The organism is Candidatus Manganitrophus noduliformans (assembly GCF_012184425.1).
In the GTDB taxonomy this organism is placed as follows: domain Bacteria; phylum Nitrospirota; class Nitrospiria; order SBBL01; family Manganitrophaceae; genus Manganitrophus; species Manganitrophus noduliformans.
In genome coordinates, this window is the sequence record NZ_VTOW01000001.1 from 1,093,903 (window position 1) to 1,109,797 (window position 15,895).

Sequence of the window (15,895 nt, forward strand, 5' to 3'; positions counted from 1 at the left end):
ATGATGCTTCCCAATCTGTTTAATATCTTCGGCAGGAACGGCGGGCTGACGATTTCCGAACTGGAATCGATGAGCCATCGGAATAAATTCTCCGATTATCTGCCGTGGGCCGCCTACGATGAGCGGGCGACGCTCTATTACAACACCGACGAGACGGTCGGATTTCTCTTCGAATGCGTGCCGCTGGCCTTCGCAGGCGCCCGCACGCAGACCACGCTCGATGCGCTCTTTCGGATCGATTTCCCGGAAAGATCGATCGTTCAATTCATTCTCTACGCCGACGACAACATCGATCCGTATCTTGACGCCATCCGGCGATCGAGGGGGAGAGAGAGCCCCATCGTCAGGAACGCGACCGAGGCCATGTGCGATTTCCTCTTGAAAGGAGTGAAGGGGATGGCCTCTCTCTCCGGCATTCCGATCCGCAACTTCAGACTCTTCGTGGCGGTGAAGATGCCGAAGGAGGAACTGACCCCCCGGAGACTGGAGGAAATCCACATCACGATCAGAGAGACGCTTCATGGAGCGTCTCTCTCTCCGGAGGAGGTCCCCCCGGAGGCCTTGCTCGATTGGATGAGACGGCTCTTCAACGGGAAGGGGTCGGTGAACAATACCCGTTATGCCGATGGGATTCCGATCCGAAAGCAGATCATCCTCTCCGAAACGGAAATAAAAAAGCAGACGGCCCATCTTCAGATCGGAGACCGCATCTTCCGTTGCGCCACCCCGAAGATCTTTCCGAAAGAGGTCGACCTGTTTCAGACCGGCCAGCTCTTCGGAGGCTGCTGGGGGATGGATGGAGATCAGATGAAGACCCCCTTTCTCTATACGCTCAACATCCTCTTCCACAATCTGAAAGCGGCGCTGCACAAGAAGTGCAACATGATCCTGTTCCAAAAAGGGTTTGGGAGCTTTGCCAGAACCCTCGCCCGCAAGCAGGACGAATTTCAGTGGGCGACCGACGAGCTGGAGAAGGGGACCCGCTTTCTGCGGGTGATCCCGATCTTATGGGTGTGGGATCAGGATCAGAAGAGCGCGTCGGAAGCGATCATCCGGGCCAAGCGGCTCTGGGAGGGCCAGGGCTATATCATGCAGGAGGACAGGGGGATTCTCCCGATTCTGTTCATCTCGGCCCTTCCTTTCGGGCTCTACGATCAGGGGGGCGCCATCGATCTTCTCGACCGCGACTTCATCGCCCCGTTGGATGCGATTTCTTCCATTCTCCCGGTCCAATCCGATTTCGCGGGAGGAGGGGCTCCGGTGATGAGCTTCGCCGGCCGGAAGGGACAGGCCGCTCGAATCGACATTTTCGATCAACGCGCCAGCAATCATAACGTTTTTATCGCGGGAGGAAGCGGCAAAGGGAAATCGTTTTTCGTAAATAGCAAGGGGTTCGGCTGTTTCGCGAGCAATGCGATGCTCAGGATCATCGATATCGGCGGCTCCTATAAAAAACTGGCCCGGATGTTCAAGGGACGCTACCTCGATTTCAGAGAGGATTCGAAGATCTGCCTCAATCCCTTCACCCATATCCGGGAAATCAAGGAAGACCTTTCGGTCATTGCGTCGATCGTGCTTCAGATGATCTTTTCAACGACGGGGGCGGCCCCCGCCGAATCGGCTGAGACCGCGATGACGCTGATCAAATCGGCGGTGAAGTGGGCCTACGAGTCCGAGGGGAACGACGCGCAGATCGATACGGTCCGTCACTATCTGCGCTCCTTTCCCAAATACATGGATGAGGAGTTCACCGGGAACGAGAATTTCACAGATCTGGCTCAGATACTCGCGTTCAATCTGACCGAATTCACCTCCGGGAACAGCTATGGAAGGTGGTTCAACGGGAAATCGACCTTCGATATCTCCCAGGACGAGTGGGTGGTCCTGGAGCTGGAGTATTTAAAACCGCAGAAAGAGCTCTTCAAGGTGGTGACGCTCCAGGTGATCAACGAGGTCACCCGCGATCTCTATCTCTCGGACCGCATGCGGCCTCGGATGGCGATCTTCGACGAGGCCTGGCAATTCTTAGAGAGCGGCGCTGACAGCGTGGCGCTGAAGGAGGTGATCAAAGAAGGATACCGGAGGGCGCGGAAATACCGCGCCAGTTTCACGATCATCACCCAGTCGCTGCTCGATTCCAAGATGTTCGGGGCGGTGGGGGATGTAATCCGGGCGAACTCCGCATTCAAATTCTATCTGGAATCGACCGATTTCGAGAAGGCCAGAGAGGAAAAACTGATCGATTACGATCCGTTCACGATGAAGCTGTTAAAGAGTGTCAAGAGCAATCGGCCGAAATACTCGGAGATCTTCATGGACACCCCCTTCGGCGTGGGGGTCGTTCGTCTGGTGGTCGATCCCTTTTCCTATTATGTCTACACCTCCGATGGAAAAGAGGTCGCTGAAATCGAATCGATGGTTTCGAGGGGAATGCCTTATGAAGAGGCGATTGGCGAGATGGTGCGAAAATATCGGAGCTGATGGGGTGGCGCTTGCCGCGACGCTCTTGCTGCTCTGTGGGGGACCCGCTTTGTCCCAGACCGATCCGAAGCAGGCGGCGCGGGATTCGGCGAATGCCGCGCTCTCGAAATTCGGCTCCCCCGAGGGGATTCGGCAAAACGCTTCCAATCCCTTGACCTCCCAAGGTGTTCCTATGACGACGATCGACAACAATACCTCTTTTAACGCGCAATTGACCTGTCCTTCCTCAAGCGACTTTCTCAATGTTCTGATCTCTCCCACAATCACGGGGGATCTCTCCCCGGTCCTGATCGGGCAGGATACCGATCTCGACGGGACGATCGATTCGACCTATCAGCCCCCCTTCCCCATCTCGGGCGTCTGCGCCAACGGGGTCGTCTCCTGTACCCCGGGACAGTGGGCCGACTGCCGGTATTACCGGTGGACCGCCGATGCCGGCGGAAGAGCCGACCTGCGGGAGGTCTCTCAATTAAACCTGGGAGGCTGTTACTGCATCAACAACAGCTGCGACAATAACCTCGCCATGACCCATCTTCCATCCGTGCTCAAAGACATCGGCGGGGGAGTGGTCGGCGCCATTCAGGCCAACAATCCTAAAATGACCGTTACCGACGTAAAAATCGATGGAACCACGCTGACCTATTTCGGACAAAACGCGGGCCAGTGTGCCTCGACCGGATCCTCTCAGGAACAGTACTTCAATAATCCCGGAGGAATTTCAACTGAAGTTCAATCCCAGATCGCAATTCAATCGGTTGACCCGATGAGTCACTATAGCCTGATGACCACCACCCCTCCGGCGTTGCAGCAGAGCGCCTCCTCCCGTCAATGCGTGATCCAAAGATCAGCCGCAGTCACGTCGCAGCAGACCTTCTGCCAGAATCCGGCGCCTGCCGGGGCTCTCGCCTCCAGGGAGGAAACCATTTACCTGAAGGTTTATGCAGGATCCAATCGATCGATCAATGACTGCCGGTGTTCCAATGTGACCGGCTACTGCGCTCCGCCGGCCGCGACCGTCTATGCCTCCGTCCCAGCGGGAGCGATTTATCTCGGCACCTCCGCTGAGAACTTTCGCGACCGATCCAGGCGGAGGGGAGAGGACCGCTGCACGTACGACGCCTACGATTATTACTCCCTCTGCACGCGGACATCGGATATTTTTTCTGAATCGGTTACCGATAGTTGTAGCTCCCTGGAGGCCGATCCGAATTGCCGGCTGCAAGCGGAAAACGTCGACGCGGTCGGCACCTATGGCGCTTTCAATCCGACGGGGCTGACCCCTCTTCCTTCCTGCACGACCTTGATCGGGCTCGTTTCGAATTACGACATCTGCCGGGATTGGTGGAAGAAGCAGAGGACCTACCTCTGCCAGACGAATCAGGTGTTTGATTTCACCGACGCAAAGAAAAGGGCCGGAGCGGTCATCGGGAGCGTCGCCGACAATACGGCGTCCGTTTACTACCGGGATCTTCGAAAAGACCAAAACGGAAATTGGATTTCGGAAGATGAAACAGTTGGGCTGCCGGGTCGAGAAAGCTACCTGGACTGTGAGATGGCGTGCAAGACCCGAAAGCCGACGACCGATACCGAGGCTTCCGTGGCCGGGAACACGGCGCAATTCCGAAATACGACCGCAAGCTACGACTTCTTCTATAAGAAATGTGTCGATAGCGCCTGTCCCCGTTCCGCGGGCGAAGAGGTGGTCAAAAGCTGCCAGTGCATGTCCGATTTCGCGGAAGCCGCCTCCCTGATGGAGGTTCTCAAGAACGCCGGGAAAGACATGATCTGCAGCAACGGAGTCAAACAATGAAGATGATCAGACTTCTTGTCATGGCCGTCGCGTTCGGACTTCTCCTTGTTGAACCGTCTTACGCCGTCAACTTCGTCTGCGGCGAGGATACCAACGGGAACGGCGCGGTATCCGATCCGGGGGAGACCGCATCCTGCGCTTCGACGCCGGAGGGGCCGCTCTGCCCCCTTGGGGCGACCCCCTGCAGCGCAAGCCGCACGGCTGCAACCTGTCCGCCGGATGGAAGTTTAAATACCGTAAGTGATCGTTGCGAGGCGCCAAGAAGATTTCATTTGCATCGAAGGTTTTTGATTCACTGGCACTGCCCCTCAAATTACACCTATGACAGTGCCGGGGGGGTCTGCACCGCCACCCCTTCTTGCGCGACCGGCATGTACGACCCGGCAGAAGATCAGTGCCTGCAGGGATACAGCTGTCCTTTAGGCCCTCAGTATGCCTGCATGAATAACGCCGGAACGTATCAATGTTCCTCGAACGCCTGCGTGGATTTAGACGCGGCGCCCCCGCAGACTGTTACGCCGAACCTGACGAGTTATCAGAACAATGGACAGGCCGATCCGAACACCGGCCTCTGCCAGGGGCCGGTCTTCATCTTCAACGGCAAGGGTTCGGAGTGCCGCCCTCCAGGGGCGGGGACCTCCTTCTTCAACTGCTGCAGCAACGGATCGGGGGACTTTCTGGTCTTCAAGAAACATTGCACTGATGCCGAGTGGTCGACGAACGCCGCAAGGGATGCCGAGAGCTGCCACTACGTGGGGGATTACTGCAAAACAGAGTGGCCCCTCGTCGGCTGCGTGCAGAAGGCGGAGGTGTATTGCTGCTTCAACTCAAAGCTCGGCCGGATGATCCAGGAGCAGGGGAGAGGGCAGTTGCAGAAGTTCGCACCCGACGGGCAGTGGGGGACGACCGACAGCCCCAATTGCGTCGGCTTCGCGCCGGAAGAGATGCAAATGCTCGATTTCAGCCGGATGGATTTATCCGAATATTTCGCCAATATCTCGTCAAAGTCACAGTCTCAAATCAATCAGGGCATGGAGAATAAGGTCAATGAGTTTTATCAGAATCTTCGCCCTTAGCGCGCTCCTCTTTCTGGGAGGATCTTACGGGATGGCGCGTTCCGAGGACATGGGCCGCAACCTCGGTGTGGCCGGCGCCACCTATGCGATCGCCGAGCCGGATGCCCTCAGTGAGATAGAAGCCCGCGCAAAAGAGGTGAACTGGGAAGAGCGCTTCAATGAGAAAAAGATGAAACAAGCCGTTGCATCGTACCGTCCTTCAGGGCTGAGGCGTCTTCCCCGGGCCACGACGACCAGGACCCGCGCCGTGGAGATGACCTATACACTTTCCGCGGATATCCCGGACGGTCAGGGAGGGGTCCTCTACCCGCGCGGCTATACATTCAATCCGCTTCAATACGTCTCTCTTCCGAATACGCTTGTGATCATCGACGCAGAGGATGCCGAGCAGGTCGCCTGGTTTCGCTCGTCAGAATATGCGAACGATCCAAAGGCTTTCCTGCTTCTGACCGGAGGATCGTATTCGTCATTAATAGATATCCTGAAGCGGCCCGTGTATTACGCCGATGCAAACCTGATCGAGCGATTGAAAGTCCGTTCGACTCCGGCGATCGCGATACAAAAAGGAAGCATGATGGAGGTTCAGGAAATTGCGATCCCTTCAAAAAAATAGGCCCCATTCCATGAGAAACGTCTGCCTGTTCGGGGTACTGACAGCCATTCTGATCCTCAGTCTGGAGGGGCATGCCGATGCGCGCGGATTCGGAACCCCTTTAAACCCCGTGACCGATATCTGCTGGAACTGCGTCTTCCCGATCAAGATCGCCGGGATGACGGTGATCCCGGGAGACGTTCCGGACGCTCCGGATGCGGCGCTCCTTCCGGTCTGTGTCTGCCCCGCTCCGCCGCCTCTTTTCTTCCGCCCGGGGATTCCGATCAGCTTCTGGGAGCCTGCCAGGTTCATCGAGACCGTCAAGGATCCTTTTTACTTTCCGAGCCTGGGGGTGCAGCTGCCCAATCCGAGCCAAGGGTTCCTGGGTGGGACCCACTCGGAGATCAGCGCCCACAATCAGATCGATACCTCCACGTTCGCCCAGGCCCACTACTTCATCTTCCCGGTCTGGGGAGTTCTCGAACTGTTGATCGATTTTGTCTGTGTGGAGCATAGCGGGTTCGATCTGGCCTATATCACCGAGGTCGATCCATTGTGGAACAACGACATGCTCGCCTTCGCCATCAACCCGGAGGCGTTGCTCTTTGCCAATCCGGTCTCGCAGATGTCCTGCATCGCCGACAGCGTGGCGGCCAACGCGGGGCTTCCATTGAGCGCCCTTTATTGGTGCATGGGTTCCTGGGGTTCCGCTTATCCGCTGACGGGCCATGTCAACGACGATACGTATATCCAGGCCAATGCGGCGATCGCCGCGAGGTTGATCTACAAGCTCTCCCGCGAACTGCTCGTCTGCGACACCGGGGTCAATCTCTGTGGCTGCATCCCCACCCCGATCTGGATCAAGCACAACTACCGCATTCAGATCGCCAAGCCGGTGCGCGATTTTACATGTCATCCGATCGGAAGAAGCAGCATGGTCTGGGGATCCTTGAAAAATCCCCCTTTCTCCGCGGGAGGCAATTCCAGTGACAATTTTCTCTGGGTCATCTTCAGAAAGAGGGTCTGCTGTGCGGCATAAGTCGGAAACCATCAAACATGGATGGAGATCTCGATGTCGAAAGAGAGCGGCCGTTTTCATCATTTTTATTTCCATCACTGTCGGCTTCGCCGCAATAAAGGGGCATACCGAGTCCGGCAAAAAGAAGGTGTTCATCCAAAAACCGACTTCCTGCCATTTGATCGAGAAGGTCGAAGGGGAAAAGGTTTACCTCAAATCTCAAGGCGCTGCCTGCGAGGAAGAATTGAATCCGATATCGATTGAGATGGACGCCGCCCTAAAAAGGGTTCGGATCTTTGTCGATGGGGCCTTCTGGCAGGAACAGGAAATCGTCGACTTGGATGCGATCCGGGGGGTGATTGATAAAAGCAAGGAGATGGAGAAAACCCTTCGCGTTCCGGAGAGTGTCACCGACCTACGGGAAGTGGTTGGAGGTAAGCACGAAAACCACAAGGAGCAGGGGAGGGCCGAGGCGGAAAGGCTTGCCCGGCATTTTGCCTCCGAAGAATTTCGGAAAAAACTTCAACGGGAATCCGAGCGCATCAAAACGGAGGTCTTTGGGATCCCCGCAATGAAAAGCGAGGGTGAGGCGCCGTCGGGGGAAGAAGAGACGGAGCAGGCTGATCAAAAGAGCGGAGTCCTATCTTCTTCGGAGCGGATTTATCTCTTTGTCTCCTCTTCCATGCCGCTCGTAACGCTGCGAAATTATGCGGCCGATCTCGCGAGGCTTTCAGATCCGAATATCACGATGGTGATGAGAGGGTTTGTGGGGGGAATGAAATACGCGCAGCCGACCTTGCGGCTGGTCTCGGACATCATCGTGAAGGATCCGGGCTGCAAGGCGATCGAGCGGAGGTGTGACGCCCACAAGGTGAACATCAACGTCGATCCGCTCCTTTACAGGAGATACCAAATCCGCCAGGTCCCGGCGCTTGTCTACCTTCCCTCACTCCATGAGACGGAGCTCGGTGGCAGCGAAGGTTTGGGCGAGGCCTCTCCTTATTATGTCCTCTACGGGGACGCATCGCTGGCCTATGGTATCGAGCGGATCCAGCGGGAAGCGAAAAGTCGCTCTCTCAAGAATCTTTTGTTCAAACTGAATCCATGAGAAAGGAATCCATTCGTCGAGGTTTTCAATGGAAGAGAATCAGAAGACAAACAACAGAAGTCACTGGCTTCAGACGGCGGTCCTCTCCCTGCTTATTTCCGCCTGCTCGCTCTATATCTACGATTATTTCTACGCCCCCAAGATCGTCGCCGTCGATATCAAGGGCTACATGGCCGAGCAGAGGGCGTTGTATCTCTCAGGGAAGATCGACGACGCCGGCCTGAAGAAGAATCTGGAACATCTGCAGCGAAAGATCGATGCGGTTCCGAAAAACAAAATCGTGATCATGGGAGACGCCGTTGTCAGCCATGCGGAAGTCCTCGCCCCTTAGACTGATCATATTCATGACGGCGCTCCTCCTGGCGGGCTCCTGGATTCCCCAGCGGTTTACGGTGACGATCACCCCCTCATTGTGGCATCGAATCTATCTTCTGGATCGGGCGCCTTCCAAAGAGCAGATGGTCCGTAACGCTTATGTGCTCTTTGAGCTGAACTCCAGATATTTGAAGGGCGCGAAGACCCAAAAGACCCTCAAGCAGGTGGCCTGCGCGGCAGGGGATATGCTCACCGTCAAAGAGAGATCTTACTACTGCAACGACACCTATCTGGGACAGGCCAAAGATTACTCCCTGAAAGGAGAGAGGCTGCCGCACCTTGAGTTCGAGGGAGTGATCCCGAAAGGGAGCCTGTTTGTCTTCGGAACTCATGTCGACAGCCTGGATTCCCGATATTTCGGATTTGTGAGGAAAGAAGATGTTATCGCGATCGCTTACCCTGTTTTTTAGCGTGTTGATGCTCGCAACCTTTGTCCATGCCAGGGAGCTTCCCAAAGAGGCGCCGGACGTTTCCAAGCGCGGATGGTGGTGGTACGAAAAGGAACCTGAAGAAAAGGAAGAAAAAAAAGAAGAGCGAAGAGATGCGCGGAAGGTTCTCTCCCTTTCCGACCATACCCCCGAGGATCTCTGGAATATGCATCCGGACGATTTTCAACCCCTGTTGATGGCGTTCCAGAAGAAGGCCGTGATGTCCCCCACGGTCGAGAATGTGAAGGAGTATTACACCATTCAGGATATTGCCCGCAGGAAGGCGTTGGCCTTCGCGAATGTGGCGGCACTGGTGGTCCAGAAGTACCCGGAGCTCTCCTTGGAGAAAGACTATCCGAACGCTCTTCCCGGAAAGGCGGCGAAAACAAGAGAGCAGTCGGCCGAGGTCGGTCAAAAGATCGACCAATCGAAAGAGAGCTTCGCGCTCCTTTATTTCTACTCCCCCACGTGCCACTTTTGCGCCGAGCAAAACGAGATTTTGAGCTTCTTTTTGGAGAAATACCGGGGCTGGCAGGTCCGAAAAGTCGATATCACACGCAATGCCGGGCTTGCTGAGCAGTTTCGGGTGCGGGCGGTCCCCTTCATCATGCTGATCCATAGGGACAGCAAGGATTTCATGCCGGTGTCGATCGGCGTCGTCTCTCTGGCGGATATGGAGGAGCGCCTTTATCGCGGGATTCGGATTCTCGGCAATGAGATCGCGCCGGAAGCGTTTTCAATGTATGAATTCGAGCGGGGCGGGGGCTTTGATCCGACGGCGCCTTTGAGGATCAAGGAGGGCTCCCGATGATGGAGGCACCTTTATCAAGCTCGATAGGAGGCTCTATATTGACCAGGAGGAGAAGCCATGCCTAGGAAATTTCTGATCGTAATATTTATTGTTTTAATCCCTGCCTGGATACACGCCGGCTGGGTCGATGACTGGATCGATCAGAAAACAGAGACTTCGCCCGGATACTTCGAGGGGCAGAAGCGGGGCTACTTCAACGGCGGCAGCTTCTCCGCCCGGTGGTACAACAGCAACGATTACATCGCCAGCCTCAATCCGCCGCGGGTGAAGACCGGCTGCGGCGGCATCGACGTCTTTGGAGGGGCCGTCTCATTTCTCGATTTCGACCGTCTGGTCCAGAAGCTTCAAGCGATGCTGACCAACGCCCCGGCCGTCGCTTTCGATCTCGCCTTCAATACGCTCTGTGAGCCGTGCGCCAAATCGATCAAATCGTTCGAGGCGATCACCGATACCCTCAATCAGCTTCAGTTCAACGACTGCCAGGCCTCTCAGGTCCTGGTGGCGAAGACCTTTCAAGGCATGGGCGCAGAGAATGCGCAGATCCGGGCCATGGCCGAAAGCGACTACACCCTCAACCGCGGACTGCAGACCTTGCGCGCGAAACTCACCGACACCTGGAAGAGTAATAACAACCAGCAGACGGTCAACGATAACGCTCAGATCGCGGGCTGCCCCACCGGCCTCAAAGAGATCTTCGCCACTCCCGGAAAGACCGTGCTTCAGGCCATCGCCGAGAAAAAAGCCTATCCCACGGAATACATCGACCTCGCCCGCGGGTTTACCGGCGATATCGGCATCACGGAGATCACCTCGCCGAATGGAACCAGGCAAATCGAGCCAATTCTCATCCCCCCGTGCGAGCAGAACAAGGAAGGAGCGATCGACAACTTCTTCACGGGGCAGGCGTATCTGCGGCCGGCCGACGGGAGCGCCTGCCGGCTCATCACCGACGCGAACGCGAACTTGAATCAATGGGCAGGAAATAAACTCCAGGGAATCGTGAATAAGATGCGATCGGGGTTGGCCCTTGCTCCCGACGAAGAGGGCTTTATCAACACCCTCCCACTTCCGGCCTACTCCGCGCTGAAGGTGGCGGTGATTTCCGATCAGCCGGGGAGCACCATCGCGATCCTGTCGAACATCACCGCCCGCGCCTACGCCTTCAATATGATGTCGGACCTCTATCATCTCTCCTTGCAGAGTCTCTATACCGCGCGATCGGTGATATCGGCCCAGGGGCAGGCCGCGCAATCCGACTGCCAGATCGATCTGATGGCGCCGGCGATTGCACAGACGGAGAAGCTGGTCGTGCAGATTCATGCCTCGGTGGAGGAGATCCAGCGGGCGTACGCCGCGATAGCCGGAGAGATCAACACCATCATGGAGGTGTCCGCCCGGCTCGAGCAGTTCAACGACATCGCCCGCGCCTCCTTATCCCAGATGTTCCGGCCCTCTCTGGCGAATCGGGCCATCGGAAGGTAGACAAATGAAAAAGAGTTTTCACGTTCCGCCGCTTGTCTTTCTTGTTGTGATCCTGTCGCACTCGACCTCCCATGCGATCGAAATGGAGTACTACACTTACAACGGCTTTAATGCGGTGGTCAGCGCGTTCACAAAGATCGCGCTGATCTTCAGCGACGCCGATTATAAGGGCCTCTTCTTCACGGTGATCGTGCTGGGAATCCTCATGGGAGGGGTGGTGGTCTATTTTCTCGCCCTCTCGGGGGCCCGCGTCACGCCCCTTTCCTGGACCTGGCCGGTCGGCATCGGGATCACCCTCTATCTGGCCCTGGTCTTACCGAAGGGAACGCTCCACATCTATGATCCGGTGAAAAACCAATATCAGCCGGTCGGAGGGATTCCGGACGGCCTGGTCGCGCTCATCGGCGCCCTCAACAAGGTCGAACGGGGCCTGATCGATATCGTTTCCAACGCTGCCGACCCGGTCGGGTATCAGCAGCAGGCGGGCGGGGTCGGCTTCGACATGCTTCTGAACATCCAGTCCAAAGGGGTGCTGCTGTCGGACCAGTATATTCACCTGTCGCTGAGAAAATATGTCGAGGATTGTCTCTATTTCGAGGTGGCGCGTCCCGGAACGACCCTCACCATCAACGATCTGGCCAATAATGCCGACTTCATCCCCCTCTTCAGGAAGGGGGCGAGCCCCGCGATCTATACGACCTTTTACGAAGACGCCAAACCGGAGGGGAGGACTCTGAAATGCTCGGAGGCGATGCCCGCGATCGAGGCGAAGATCACGAATCCCTCCCTCTTTGAGAACACCTCCCAAGCGAGGTGCGCCGATGCGGGATTCGATCCGAGTATTCCGAGCGAATACAACCAGTGCAAAGGGACGTTCACGAGCCTGGTCAACTGGGTCCAGGGAGCGGTGTTCGACGCCACACAGATCTACCGGCAGAATGCGATGGCTCAGTCGCTCTCCTCCGTGGCGCAATTGGCCAGCCCCGATACGGCGATCGCTGTCCTGGCCGGACGAGACACCGGGACCTCCCTGCTCTCGACAGGGGTGGTGGCCAACGAGTGGATTCCGATCATCCGGGCCGTCATCACGGCGATTGCGATCGGGTTGCTTCCCTTTCTGGTGATCTTCATTCCGACCCCGCTCTTCGGCAAGGCGGTGACGCTGATCGCGGGGTTCTTTATCTGGCTGACCGCCTGGGGAGTGACCGACGCCATCGCCCATCAATTTGCGATCGATTATGCCGTAAAGGCCTTTGCGGAAGTACGACAGTATCAACTCGGGCTCACCGCCATCTCCACATTCGGGACCGCCTCATTAAAGACCCTCGCCGCGTTCGGGGCGATTCGCTGGTCCGGTCTGATGCTCGCCACCGTGATCACGACCATGCTGGTTCGGTTCGGAGGCCATGCGCTCAGCATGCTGGCGGGAGAGATCACCGGCTCTCCCCGGCACGCGGCCCAGGCGGCCGGGAGAGTGGCGACTCCCGAGGGAGCGGCCGACATTGTCAGCGCTTTAGAGAATGCGCCCCCGGTGATGGCCAATGCCTATAGATTTGATTTTGGGCAAAGGACCCATGCCAGAGCGAATACGATGGCCAAAAGCACGGGCGAGGGGTTGGGGTTGGTGGACGCCGATTCGGCGTTCGAGGTCGGCGGCATTCAGGGGCAGTCCGCGCGCGGCTCGGCGTACGGAACAAAGCAATTTGCATCGGATGTCGCCGGAGGAGATGTCGTCTCGGCGAGCATGCAATCGCAGTATTTCAGGCAGAGCTCTTTATACGGAGAGAGTCAGGGTCGGTTTGATTTGGCCCGTCAACTCCTGGGGATTCGGACGCCGACGGAAGCCGCTGCTTTCAACACCACCGGCCGTACGATCACGCCGGAGATGGCCGCTGTCGCATCCAAGCAAGGCTACAAAGGGGTGATCCCCGGAATGCATCTGACGGAGATCGGCTTTGATCCGAAGTCGGGAAAGGCCGCCTCCATCTCCTTTGCCGGTCCTGTGACGGAGGGCAATATCGATGCGGTGAGGGAAGTCGCCTCGAATGCGGGACATCAGGATGCGGCCTCGATGTTAAAACCGGGCATGATCGCAAGCTACTCCATCGATCCTCAGAGCGGAAAGGGGACTTTCAACGCCACCGACACCACCTCGGTGAAGAGCGAGGACTTCGCGGAGAAGACATTCTCCGCCGGAAAGGGGCTTACGGTGGATACGCCCTATGGCAGCTATCAATTGAGATCCGGAAAAGTCCAGCAGGTCGGAGGCCAACTCTATATCAATGGGACTTCCGAGGACGGCAGGAAAATCGCTTTGGAAGGATCCCTGAGGGACGCCTATCGTCTGATCCCTGGAATAAAACAGAGTGCCGACGGCACGGCCTATTACAGCACCGATCCCGATGCAGTCGGGTATGAGCTTCAGATGAAGGCGGTGGATCATGGAGAGGATGGGGATCTGAGAACCGGCGTGATGAAAGACCGGGATGGAAATATCACCGGCATCGGGCTGAATCTCACCCGGGCTCAGATCGAGGGGGGCGTGCACGGCTATGAGACGCTTAATTCAGAAGAGCTGAAGGGTCTCGCAAAGACACTCAGATCTCAAGGTGGTTCAAATCAGGCGGTCAATACCTTGGAGTATCTTGCCGACCGCGGCATGTCGGCCAATGTGCAGTACAGCTATCCCGCCCATGGCGGCAAGATGGGGCAATTGGCGGTGACGAATGAGAAAACGGGAAAAACGATGGATTTCGCGCTGTCCCAGTCAGGATGGGAAGAGATCAGCAAGGCTCATAGCAGCAGCCTCAGCGGCTCAAGAAACATTTCAGAAGACATCGATAAAAGTACCGTCGATCATGGAGTCGGTATCGGCTCTGCCATGCAGATGGCGTTGAATCGGGACCCGGCGATCGCGAGATTCGTCTCGGATCACACGCTCGCCAAATATAAGCCTGAAACTTTCGACGCGAATGTGGCGGCGACTGCGAAAGATTTGGCGCGGGATGTGGGGGGATTTTTAAAGAGAAATGGAGCCAGTGTTGGTTATGCAGAAGGGTCGGCAGGTTTGCGCGTGTTTGGAATTGGAGGAGCCGCAGGTAGAAAATCAATCGAAGAAGAATCTAATAACTTGCTTGCAACGGAATATGACCAGAGGATCCGTCAATCTGTCGGAGAAGCCAAAGAGCAGGAACTTGGGAGAGATGACACGGAAAGATATGTGGCCGGAAAGGTCGGCGAATTCACACAGGGCCTCTATGATCAAGCCAGGACAGCTTCTTCGTTAGATTACGGAGCATCTGCACCGGGCGCTGGCGTTAGACGCGCAATCGAGAGTATCCCGTTTGATCCGAAGAGAATCGATGTGGACGAACTAAAAAATAGGCCGGATTAATCGCCATTATTGTTGTGATGACGATGCAGATTATATTTCCCGCCTGGGTAGATAAATTCACCTGTTCCCCAGTCTTCATCATCCGGATAATACGGTTCTACCTTAATCTTCTTCCGAGTTGCGAGCATATAAAGCAATCTCAGAGTAATGAGAAAGATGGCTAAGAGAAAAATAGCACCGTCGGACATCGAGAATACCCCATTAAAAAACGTTACCGCACTTTCTTATTTGAATATTTCAGAGAGCGGTATTCGCAGATCAGGCAGGAGAGGCGTTGTGAGTGTGTTGTTCGATTCCAAAGACAACTCGGCAGCACGAGTGTAACCCTGGCCAGTCATGCGGTAGACCTTTACGGTCTCTAACTCCGGGTCCACGATCCAATATTCGGGGATGCCGTGCCGTTCATAAAGTTTACGTTTGATGATCTCATCGGTTTTTCGGGTGTTTTCAGAGATGATCTCAACTGCAAGGTCCGGAGCCCCCTGGATGTTCTTCTCCGTAATGATGGAGGACCGGGCAGATGAAACGAAAAGAAGATCAGGTTCCACAACATCCTGATCAGAGAGGACAACATCAGTCGGAGCCGGAAACAGGATGCCAAGGTTCTTCTCATACACGAAATAGCTGATGATTCGGTGCAAATTGGAGGAAACTTTTTGGTGCTTGGTCGAAGGAGCCGGGGTCATAAAATGTTCTCCATCAATCAGCTCGTGGCGCTTTCCGTCATCCGGAAAGAGAAGGTAGTCCTCGTAGGTGAATTTAACCTTATGAGCCTGGGGCGACATGGCATCCCTCACTTCAATGGATGTTTCTTAAGGATAAGAATAACAAGGATAAAATCGAATGTCAAACCGAATAGGAACTCGCAAGAATCAGAGACCTCCGCAAATAACAGCCTTCTTGGTGTCGGTTTCGCTTATTATCACCGGTTTGATTTCCGACAGTGCTCATGCCTTCTGTTTCGAGGAGGCCGGGGCGATCTATCGGGTCTCCCCGGAGCTGCTGTGGGCCATCGCCAAAGTGGAATCCTCCTTCAATCCTTCTGCCATGAATCGGAATGCGAACGGAAGCTACGATGTCGGCCTCATGCAGATCAACTCGGCATGGGCAAACGTCCTGGGGGAAGAACTGTGGGCTTCTTTGAGGAACCCCTGCCAGAATGTGAAAGTCGGAGCGTGGATTCTCGCGCAGTGTATGCAGCGATACGGGTATACCTGGGAAGCGGTCGGCTGCTACAACGCAACGAGCCCGGACAAACGGGCGAAGTACGCATGGAAGGTCTTCTTATCCCTTCCGAACAGAAAATAAAAACAAAAGGGC

At 55.9% G+C, this 15,895-nt stretch carries 13 protein-coding genes; 12 read left to right on the forward strand and 1 reads right to left on the reverse strand.

Annotation, left to right across the window (positions count from 1 at the left end):
- Genes MNODULE_RS05395 through MNODULE_RS05445 form a run of 11 tightly spaced genes read left to right on the forward strand, consistent with a single transcriptional unit; the run spans nucleotide 1 to nucleotide 14,575 of the window.
- Nucleotides 1-2,481 (forward strand): TraC family protein, encoded by a 2,481-nt coding sequence (locus MNODULE_RS05395; protein ID WP_202882118.1) that lies wholly within the window; start codon nucleotides 1-3, stop codon nucleotides 2,479-2,481.
- The gene (locus MNODULE_RS05400) at nucleotides 2,438-4,291 is read left to right on the forward strand and encodes a hypothetical protein (protein ID WP_168058427.1); all 1,854 of its coding nucleotides are present in this window, start codon (nucleotides 2,438-2,440) and stop codon (nucleotides 4,289-4,291) included. The genes MNODULE_RS05395 and MNODULE_RS05400 overlap by 44 nt, the downstream gene beginning before the upstream one ends.
- Entirely contained in the window at nucleotides 4,288-5,367 is a 1,080-nt protein-coding gene (traN, locus tag MNODULE_RS05405; RefSeq protein WP_168058428.1) for a conjugal transfer protein TraN, read from the forward strand. The genes MNODULE_RS05400 and traN overlap by 4 nt, the downstream gene beginning before the upstream one ends.
- A 31-nt stretch (nucleotides 5,368-5,398) precedes the next feature.
- Nucleotides 5,399-5,980, forward strand: a complete 582-nt coding sequence (locus MNODULE_RS05410; protein ID WP_168058429.1) for a hypothetical protein — start codon at nucleotides 5,399-5,401, stop codon at nucleotides 5,978-5,980.
- Between the two features lie 10 nt (nucleotides 5,981-5,990).
- A complete protein-coding gene (locus tag MNODULE_RS05415; protein ID WP_168058430.1) occupies nucleotides 5,991-6,998 on the forward strand; it encodes a TraU family protein in 1,008 nt (335 codons plus the stop codon).
- Complete coding sequence (locus MNODULE_RS25235) at nucleotides 6,988-8,085, forward strand: TrbC family F-type conjugative pilus assembly protein (protein WP_168058431.1); 1,098 nt, start codon at nucleotides 6,988-6,990, stop codon at nucleotides 8,083-8,085. Before MNODULE_RS05415 ends, MNODULE_RS25235 begins: the two co-directional genes overlap by 11 nt.
- Before the next feature lie 28 nt (nucleotides 8,086-8,113).
- Nucleotides 8,114-8,416, forward strand: a complete 303-nt coding sequence (locus MNODULE_RS05425; RefSeq protein WP_168058432.1) for a hypothetical protein — start codon at nucleotides 8,114-8,116, stop codon at nucleotides 8,414-8,416.
- Nucleotides 8,394-8,870 (forward strand): S26 family signal peptidase, encoded by a 477-nt coding sequence (locus MNODULE_RS05430; RefSeq protein WP_168058433.1) that lies wholly within the window; start codon nucleotides 8,394-8,396, stop codon nucleotides 8,868-8,870. Before MNODULE_RS05425 ends, MNODULE_RS05430 begins: the two co-directional genes overlap by 23 nt.
- Nucleotides 8,839-9,699: a conjugal transfer protein TraF gene (locus MNODULE_RS05435; RefSeq protein ID WP_168058434.1), complete on the forward strand. Its 861-nt coding sequence runs from the start codon at nucleotides 8,839-8,841 to the stop codon at nucleotides 9,697-9,699. Before MNODULE_RS05430 ends, MNODULE_RS05435 begins: the two co-directional genes overlap by 32 nt.
- Nucleotides 9,700-9,756: 57 nt before the next feature.
- On the forward strand, nucleotides 9,757-11,181 hold the full coding sequence (locus tag MNODULE_RS05440; protein WP_168058435.1) for a conjugal transfer protein TraH: 1,425 nt from the start codon (nucleotides 9,757-9,759) through the stop codon (nucleotides 11,179-11,181).
- 4 nt (nucleotides 11,182-11,185) lie between these two features.
- A complete protein-coding gene (locus tag MNODULE_RS05445) occupies nucleotides 11,186-14,575 on the forward strand; it encodes a conjugal transfer protein TraG N-terminal domain-containing protein (protein ID WP_168058436.1) in 3,390 nt (1,129 codons plus the stop codon).
- A gap of 224 nt (nucleotides 14,576-14,799) precedes the next feature.
- Here MNODULE_RS05445 and MNODULE_RS05450 read toward each other — a convergent pair whose 3' ends face one another.
- Nucleotides 14,800-15,360, reverse strand: a complete 561-nt coding sequence (locus MNODULE_RS05450; protein WP_168058437.1) for a Uma2 family endonuclease — start codon at nucleotides 15,358-15,360, stop codon at nucleotides 14,800-14,802.
- Nucleotides 15,361-15,478: 118 nt separating this feature from the next.
- Here MNODULE_RS05450 and MNODULE_RS05455 point away from each other — a divergent pair, with 118 nt between their 5' ends.
- Nucleotides 15,479-15,883 carry a transglycosylase SLT domain-containing protein gene (locus tag MNODULE_RS05455; protein WP_202882119.1) on the forward strand — a complete coding sequence of 135 codons (405 nt, stop codon included), beginning with the start codon at nucleotides 15,479-15,481 and terminating at the stop codon, nucleotides 15,881-15,883.
- Nucleotides 15,884-15,895 lie beyond the last annotated feature (12 nt).

Coding starts and splice junctions, on each gene's coding strand:
- MNODULE_RS05395 (WP_202882118.1), top strand. CDS start 1: ATGATGCTTCCCAATCTGTTTAATATCTTCGGCAGGAACGGCGGGCTG.
- MNODULE_RS05400 (WP_168058427.1), top strand. CDS start 2,438: ATGAAGAGGCGATTGGCGAGATGGTGCGAAAATATCGGAGCTGATGGG.
- traN (WP_168058428.1), top strand. CDS start 4,288: ATGAAGATGATCAGACTTCTTGTCATGGCCGTCGCGTTCGGACTTCTC.
- MNODULE_RS05410 (WP_168058429.1), top strand. CDS start 5,399: ATGGCGCGTTCCGAGGACATGGGCCGCAACCTCGGTGTGGCCGGCGCC.
- MNODULE_RS05415 (WP_168058430.1), top strand. CDS start 5,991: ATGAGAAACGTCTGCCTGTTCGGGGTACTGACAGCCATTCTGATCCTC.
- MNODULE_RS05425 (WP_168058432.1), top strand. CDS start 8,114: ATGGAAGAGAATCAGAAGACAAACAACAGAAGTCACTGGCTTCAGACG.
- MNODULE_RS05430 (WP_168058433.1), top strand. CDS start 8,394: ATGCGGAAGTCCTCGCCCCTTAGACTGATCATATTCATGACGGCGCTC.
- MNODULE_RS05435 (WP_168058434.1), top strand. CDS start 8,839: ATGTTATCGCGATCGCTTACCCTGTTTTTTAGCGTGTTGATGCTCGCA.
- MNODULE_RS05440 (WP_168058435.1), top strand. CDS start 9,757: ATGCCTAGGAAATTTCTGATCGTAATATTTATTGTTTTAATCCCTGCC.
- MNODULE_RS05445 (WP_168058436.1), top strand. CDS start 11,186: ATGAAAAAGAGTTTTCACGTTCCGCCGCTTGTCTTTCTTGTTGTGATC.
- MNODULE_RS05450 (WP_168058437.1), bottom strand. CDS start 15,360: ATGTCGCCCCAGGCTCATAAGGTTAAATTCACCTACGAGGACTACCTT.